This is a genomic window from Xanthomonas sp. SHU 166 (assembly GCF_000364685.1).
Lineage (GTDB): Bacteria > Pseudomonadota > Gammaproteobacteria > Xanthomonadales > Xanthomonadaceae > Xanthomonas_A > Xanthomonas_A sontii.
The window spans coordinates 1-6,582 of record NZ_AQOJ01000970.1; the positions used below are offsets into that span (position 1 = coordinate 1).

At 71.2% G+C, this 6,582-nt stretch carries 4 protein-coding genes; 2 read left to right on the forward strand and 2 right to left on the reverse strand.

All coding sequences use genetic code 11. The features are described 5' to 3' along the window. Window positions 1–1,961, forward strand: a 1,961-nt coding sequence (gene mutS, locus D180_RS21670; RefSeq protein WP_017914424.1) for a DNA mismatch repair protein MutS, incomplete at its 5' end; no start/stop codon positions are given. Window positions 1,962–2,197: 236 nt separating this feature from the next. On the opposite strand, the gene D180_RS21675 is transcribed toward mutS, so the two are convergent. Both D180_RS21675 and D180_RS21680 read right to left on the reverse strand, forming a co-directional pair. After that, window positions 2,198–2,857, reverse strand: a complete 660-nt coding sequence (locus tag D180_RS21675; RefSeq protein WP_043091526.1) for a glutathione S-transferase family protein — start codon at window positions 2,855–2,857, stop codon at window positions 2,198–2,200. A gap of 57 nt (window positions 2,858–2,914) precedes the next feature. Beyond that, on the reverse strand, window positions 2,915–3,610 hold the full coding sequence (locus tag D180_RS21680) for a YafY family protein (protein ID WP_017907930.1): 696 nt from the start codon (window positions 3,608–3,610) through the stop codon (window positions 2,915–2,917). A gap of 350 nt (window positions 3,611–3,960) precedes the next feature. Between D180_RS21680 and D180_RS21685 the strand changes: the two genes are divergently transcribed. After that, window positions 3,961–6,582 (forward strand): AAA family ATPase (locus D180_RS21685; RefSeq protein ID WP_232760623.1); only part of this gene is annotated, 2,622 nt, incomplete at its 3' end.

The following is a 6,582-nucleotide window of genomic DNA, read 5'->3' on the forward strand; positions in this document are numbered from 1 at the left end:
AGTTGCTGGCGTTCTTCCAGTTGCACGATCTGAGCGGCTTCGGCATCGACGACAAGCCTCGCGCGACCGCCGCCGCCGGCGCCCTGCTCGGCTACGTGGAGGAAACCCAGAAACAGCGCCTGCCGCACCTGACCGCGATCGCGATGGAGACCGCCGGCGAGGCGATCGCGATGAACGCGGCCACCCGCCGCCACCTGGAGCTGGACACGCGCGTCGATGGCGACACCCGCAACACCCTGCTCGGCGTGCTCGACAGCACGGTCACGCCGATGGGCGGGCGCCTGCTGCGGCGCTGGCTGCACCGCCCGCTGCGCCTGCGCGAGGTGCTGGTGCAGCGCCACCATGCGGTCGGCACGCTGATCGACCGCGGCGCCGACGCCGACCTGCGCGAGGCGTTCCGCGCGCTCGGCGACGTCGAACGCATCCTCACCCGCGTCGCCCTGCGCTCGGCACGCCCGCGCGACTTCTCCACGCTGCGCGACGGCCTGGGCCTGCTGCCGAAGGTGCGCGCGGTCCTGGCACCGCTGGATTCGCCGCGGCTGGCCGCGCTGGCGGCGGAGCTGGGCCAGCACGACGAGATCGCGCACCTGCTGGCGTCGGCGATCGCCGAGCAGCCGCCGCTCAAGCTCAGCGACGGCGGCGTCATCGCCGCCGACTACGACGCCGAACTGGACGAACTGCGCCGGCTCAGCACCAACGCCGACCAGTTCCTGATCGACCTGGAAGCGCGCGAACGCGCCAACAGCGGCATCGCCACGCTGAAGGTCGGCTACAACCGCGTGCATGGCTACTACATCGAGATCAGCAAGGGCCAGGCCGACAAGGCGCCGGTGCATTACAGCCGGCGCCAGACCCTGACCAACGCCGAACGCTACATCACCGAGGAACTGAAGAACTTCGAGGACAAGGTGCTGTCGGCGCGCGAGCGCGCGCTGTCGCGCGAGAAGCTGCTCTACGAAGGGTTGCTGGACACGCTGGGCGAGCGCCTGGAACCGCTCAAGCGCGCCGCCGCCGCGCTCAGCGAACTGGACGTGCTGGCCGGCTTCGCCGAACGCGCGCAGGCGCTGGACTGGACCCAGCCGGAACTGGAGACCGGTGCGTGCCTGCGCATCGAACGCGGCCGCCACCCGGTGGTGGAAGCGGTGCGCGAGCAGCCGTTCGAACCGAACGACCTGGACCTGCACCCCGACCGCCGCATGCTGGTGATCACCGGCCCGAACATGGGCGGCAAATCGACCTACATGCGCCAGAACGCGCTGATCGTGCTGCTCGCGCACATCGGCAGCTACGTGCCGGCGCGACGCGCGGTGATCGGCCCGATCGACCGCATCCTCACCCGCATCGGCGCCGGCGACGACCTGGCGCGCGGCCAGTCGACCTTCATGGTCGAGATGGCCGAGACCAGCTACATCCTGCACCACGCCACCGCGCAGTCGCTGGTGCTGATGGACGAGATCGGCCGCGGCACCTCCACCTACGACGGCCTGGCCCTGGCCGACGCGGTGGCGCGTCACCTTGCCCACCACAACCGCTGCTACACGCTGTTCGCCACGCACTATTTCGAGCTGACCGCGCTGGCCGACGAATCGGTCGAAGGCGGCGCCAGCGGCATCGCCAACGTGCATCTGGACGCGGTCGAGCACGGCGACCGCCTGGTGTTCATGCATGCGGTCAAGGACGGCCCGGCCAACCGCAGCTTCGGCCTGCAGGTGGCGGCGCTGGCCGGCCTGCCCAAGGCCAGCGTGGCGCAGGCGCGGCGACGCCTGGCGGAACTGGAACAACGCGGCGGCGAGAGCCACGCCTCGCAGATGGCGCCGCAGGCGCTGGACGCGCCGCAGCAGTTCGGCCTGTTCGCGGCCACGCCCTCCGCCGCGCAGGAAGCATTGGCTGCGCTGGATCCGGACGAACTCACGCCCAAGCAGGCGCTGGAAGCGCTGTACCGGCTCAAGTCGCTGCTGTAGGCGGCCTGCGATTTAGCCCCTCTCCCACCGGGAGAGGGATTGGGGTGAGGGTCCGGCGCGAAGCGTCTCGCAGTGTCAGGACGCACGAGGCTGCGCCCGTACCCTCACCCGCCCCTTCGGGGCACCTTCTCCCAGTGGGAGAAGGAAAGGCTGCAAGCCCCTCTCCCATCGGGAGAGGGGTTGGGGTGAGGGTCCGCCCGCACGGCACACCCAACCACCAGTCATCCCACATCCCGCTAAGCGCTCGCCGGCACGGCGTTCGGGCGCGGCATGAACGGGTTGGGATGCGCCGCCAGCAACGCATCGTCGATGGCCGCGGCCCGCTGCGCCGCCGGCCGCGCCATGTGCCGCTGCACGAAGGCGACAAACGCCGGCCGTGCCTGCAGCACACCGATGCGCGTGTAGAAGCCGAGGAACGCGGCGACATACAGGTCGGCCGCACTGAAGCGATCGCCGGCCAGGTGCTCGCGACCGGCGACGCCCTGCTCCAGCATGTCCAGCAGATCCTCGCCATGGCCGTAGCCCGCGCTGTGCGCCGGGGCCAGCGTGCCGTGCTGCTTGGCGGTCAGGAACGCCTCGGCCGGGCCGGCCAGCAGGAACAGCCAGCGGTAGTAATCGCCACGCGCCGGCGATCCAAGCGGCGGCGCCAGTTGCCGCTCCGGCACCAGGTCGGCCAGGTAGGCGCAGATCGCCGCGTTCTCGGTGACGGTGGTGGTGCCGTGGACCAGCGCCGGCACCTTGCCCATCGGGTTGATCGCCAGATACGCCGGCGCCTTCATCCCGGTGCCGTAGTCGAGGATCTGCGCGCGGTACGGCAGGCCGGTTTCTTCGAGCATCCAGCGCGCGATGCGGCCGCGCGACATGGGGTGGGTGTAGAGCACAAGATCGTGGGTCATGGTCGGACTCCGTGGTGGACGCCACGCAGTCTGCGCGTGCCCTGCTGACACCTGCTGTCAGGAGCCGACGCCGTGTCCGGTGGCGGCGCGCCAGCGCCGGATCAGCAGATGCCGCCGCGTCGGGTAGCGTTCGCTGTCGTCGCGCAGCGCCAACACCCGGTCGGCACGGAAATGGCGGAAATCGCCGCGCAGTTCGCACCACGCCGCGATCATGCCGAAACCGCCCAGGAAGGCCATCGCGAACGGCCAGATGCGCCGTTGCGAGGCGACGCCGCCGGCATCGGCGTAGTCCATGTGCAGCACGTGCTCCAGACGGATGCCACGACGCAGCACCGGCAGCCACGGTGCCGCCGGCTGCGCGGGCGTGGCCGCGGGCACCAGCAATCCGCTGGTCTCCAGCGCCAGCCGCAACGGCGCCGGCAGCGACGCCCCGATCCGGGTGATGGCGCGCTGCGCGGCCTGCGCCAGTTCCGGATCGGCCTGGCTCGCCACCCAGCGCGCGCCCAGGGTCAGCGCTTCCAGCTCGTCCTCGCTGAAGTTCAACTCCGGCAGCAGGAAGCCCGGGCGCAGCACGTAGCCCACGCCCGGGTCGCCGAGGATGTCGGCGCCCTGCCCGCGCAGGCTGGCGATGTCGCGGTACAGCGTGCGCAGGCTCACTCCCAGATCGGCAGCGAGCTGCGCCCCGGCCACGGGCCGGCGTCGCCCGCGCAGGGCGTCGAGCAGGCGCAGCAGACGGGTGGCGCGTTGGGTCATCGCGACAGGATAGTGGGCAGGCGCCACCAACGGGAGGCGCTGGTGCGTCAGGCAGCCCGCCTGTCGCTGCAGTCCGATCGGTGTCGCATTGCGCAGCGACGCTGTCGCCTGGAGGAAGCACGGACTTCTATACTCGACGGCGAACGCGCCGCCCCGCTCCGTCGCGAACGGGGCCGCGCACACCAGCACAGGCCGCACGCGTCCGCGACGGCTACATCCAACGAGGGAACGCATGCAGCCACGCTCGCGAACGTCGTCACGCCCCCCGGTCCGCTGCACCATCCCAGGTGCCATGCAGGCGCCACATCCGCGCAGCGGCCGTCGCGGCATCCGGGACTGAGGCGACGATGATGGAATTTGCCCTTTTCGCCATCGGCGTGGTCGTCGGTGCGGTGCTGTTGCATCTGGCGCGCCCTCTCGGGCGCAGCGCCTCCGCGCAGCGGCCTGCACCGGCGACCGACGCCAGCGACAACCACCACGCCGCGCCCGAGGCAACGCAGGAGACCCCGGCGCAGCATCTGCAGCGGCTGCGCCAGCAGGTGGAAGCACAGGACGAGCAGATCCACAGCCCTGCCGATCTGGCACAGATTCCGCAGTTCCAGCACGGCGTGGCGCTGCTGGCGGGCGCGGAGTTCTCCCATCAGGAACTGGTCGAGGCGCTGGGCAGCCCAGGCTACGTGCTGCCGTGCATGGCAGCGCAGGCCTTGGCGCAACGCCGCCCCCCGGATGCGGACGCGGTCCTGGACGTGCTCCCGCACCTGGGCTCGTATCCGCTGAGCTTCCTGTTCGACTACCTGCAGCGCCTGCCGGATGCCGACCATCTGCACGCGCTGCTGCGCCACGCACGCGACTGGTGGTGGAACGTCGTCCCGTTCCGGCAACGCCTGCGCGCCTATCTGCAGTGGGCCGCAAGCAAGGCCCCGGCGGACCGCCCGGTGGATTTCGACGAACTCGACGATGCAGCGCTGACCGCACTCGGCGACACCCTGGCGCAGTTCAAGGAACCCGTGCTGGAGCCGTTCCTGCAGCGCCTGCACGACGCACGCAAGCAGCGTCGCGAGCAGCGCGTGCTCGGCGGCTTCGGCCGTGTCGTCGCCGCGGTGCCGGCGCGCCTGCGCCTGCGCCACCCGGGGCTGGACGCGGCCTTGCAGCGCGCCTACGAGCACGTGGTGACCACGCCTCCGCAGCCGGTGCTGCTGGTCGGCGAGCACGGCGTGGGCAAGAGCGTGCTGATCGACCTGCTCAGCGAACGCCTGCTCGGCGAAGGCTGGCGTGTGTTCGAGGCCTCCGCCGCGGAGATCCTGGCGGGGCAGAGCTACATCGGCGAACTGGAGGGACGCATCCGCGAGATGCTGGCGGTGCTGCACCGCGAGCGCGCCCTGTGGCGCGCGCCGGACTTCTACGACCTGCTGCACAAGGGCGCGCATTCGCGCGATCCGCGCGGCATCCTCGATCTGGTGCTGCCGGCGCTGGAGCGCGGTGAGTTGCGCCTGATCGGCGAGATCACGCCGCGGCAGCTGGCACAACTGCAGGTGGCGCGGCCGACCACGCGTTCGCGCTTCGAAGTGGTGACGCTGGCACCGGCCGCGTCCACCGCGCTGGCGCAGATCGGCGCACAGTGGGCGCAGGCCCAGGCGCAGGCGCTGCAGACCGAGGTGATCGACGCGCGCGCCCTGGCCGAAGCCGAACGCCTCGCCGCGCAGTACTTCCCCGATCAGCACGAACCCGGCCGCCTGCTGCAACTGCTCGACGAGACCCTGCAGGCCGCGAAGGACGGCGACGACGCACGCCTGCCGCTGGACGACGATGCCCTGCTGCAGGCGGTGGCCAGGCGCAGCGGGCTGCCGCTGGAGGTGATCGACGATCGCCAACGGCTGGAACTGGAGACGCTGCGCCGTTTCTTCCGCAAGCGCGTGCTGGGCCAGGACGAGGCGGTGGAGACCCTGCTCGACCGCATCGCCATGCTCAAGGCCGGGCTGATCGACAGCCGCCGCCCGATCGGCGTGTTCCTGTTCGCCGGCCCGACCGGCACCGGCAAGACCGAATTGGCCAAGGCACTGGGCGAACTGCTGTTCGGCACTCCCGAGCGCCTGCTGCGCCTGGACATGAGCGAGTTCCAGGGCGAGGACGCGCTGTACCGGCTCACCGGCGACGACAGCGCCGGGCAGCGCACGCTGATCGCGCGCATCCGCGAGCAGCCGTTCTCGGTGGTGCTGCTGGACGAGTTCGAGAAGGCCCACCCCAAGGTCTGGGACCTGTTCCTGCAGGTGTTCGACGACGCCCGCCTGAGCGACCGCAACGGCAACACCGCCGACTTCCGCCACAGCATCATCATTCTCACCAGCAACGTCGGCGCCACGCTGGCCCGCGGCGCCGGCCCCGGCTTCGCCACCGTCGCCGGCGGCTACTCGCGCAACGCGGTGGAAAAGGCGGTGTACGAGACCTTCCGCCGCGAGTTCGTCAACCGGCTCGACAAAGTGGTGCTGTTCAACCCGCTGGATCGGGCGCTGATGCGCGAGATCCTGCACAAGGAACTGGATCGCACGCTGACCCGGCGCGGCCTGCGCAATCGCGCCTGGGCGGTGGAATGGGAGCCGTCGGCGATCGAGTTCCTGCTTGACCGCGGCTTCACTCCGGACCTGGGCGCGCGGCCGCTGCGCCGCGCGATCGAACAGCATCTGCTCGCGCCCCTGGCACGCAGCATCGTCGAGCAACGCGCCCCCGAAGGCGACCAGTTCCTGTTCGTGCGCGGCGCCGGCGACCGCCTCGACGTGCGCTTCATCGCAGCGGACGCGCCGCCGCCGCCGGAACCCCTGCCCGCCGCGGTCGACCCCGCCACGCCCACGGATCTGCGCGACCTGGTGTACGCGCCCAACGCAGACAGCGCGGTCCTGCCGCGCCTGGATGCGGCCTTGCATCGCCTGCAGGAATCGCACGCCGCGCCGGCCTGGCGGCAGGCGCGCGAGGCCGAT